This is a genomic window from Oleiphilus sp. HI0066, from assembly GCF_001635725.1.
Genome location: NZ_LWFH01001776.1, coordinates 1 through 739 on the forward strand (window position 1 = coordinate 1; position 739 = coordinate 739).

Sequence of the window (739 nt, forward strand, 5' to 3'; positions counted from 1 at the left end):
GTCGAGCTCTGAAATCACATTTTCCATTGAGCTATGCGCGGAGTACTTGATACCCGCCTTGTTCAACTCTTCACAAATATATTCCGGCATCGACAGTGCGTCTGGTGCAATGAAGAAAAACTCGGTGTTATTGAATTTCGCTAGTGCTTGTGTGAGAGAGTGAACGGTTCGTCCGTATTTCAGATCGCCAACAAATGCGACTTTGAGATTATCTAACGTGCCTTGCGTTTCGTAGATCGAAAATAAATCTAACAAGGTCTGTGTAGGGTGTTGATTTGCTCCGTCGCCACCATTAATCACCGGCACGCCGTTACTGAATTCGCTTGCTAGGCGAGCAGCGCCTTCTTGAGGGTGTCGCATTACAAAGGCATCGACATACGATGCAATCACTTGTACAGAGTCTGCGAGTGTTTCACCTTTTTTCGCGAGAGAAGTATTACCACCGTTATCGAAACCAACAAAGGTGCCGCCCAAGCGTTGAATCGCTGTTTCAAACGACAGACGTGTTCGCGTCGATGGTTCGAAGAAGCAGCTCGCAATGACTTTGTCTTTTAATGCGGTATTGTCTGGATTGCTTTTGAGTCTTTCGGCGGTCTTGACGATAGTCTCGAGTTCTTCACGAGACAATTCGGGTATGGAAATAATGTGTTTTTTAAACAGCATATTTGGCATCAGGTATCTCTCTTTCTAAAAAGATAATGAAGGTTTGTGTCTAATCTTTAGGCACTAAATAGCCACC

1 protein-coding gene is annotated in these 739 nt (G+C 44.8%); it reads right to left on the reverse strand.

Annotated features, from left to right (window positions below; translation table 11 throughout):
- Positions 1–672, reverse strand: a 672-nt coding sequence (pyrB, locus tag A3738_RS27490) for an aspartate carbamoyltransferase (protein WP_068763995.1), incomplete at its 3' end; no start/stop codon positions are given.
- Positions 673–739 lie beyond the last annotated feature (67 nt).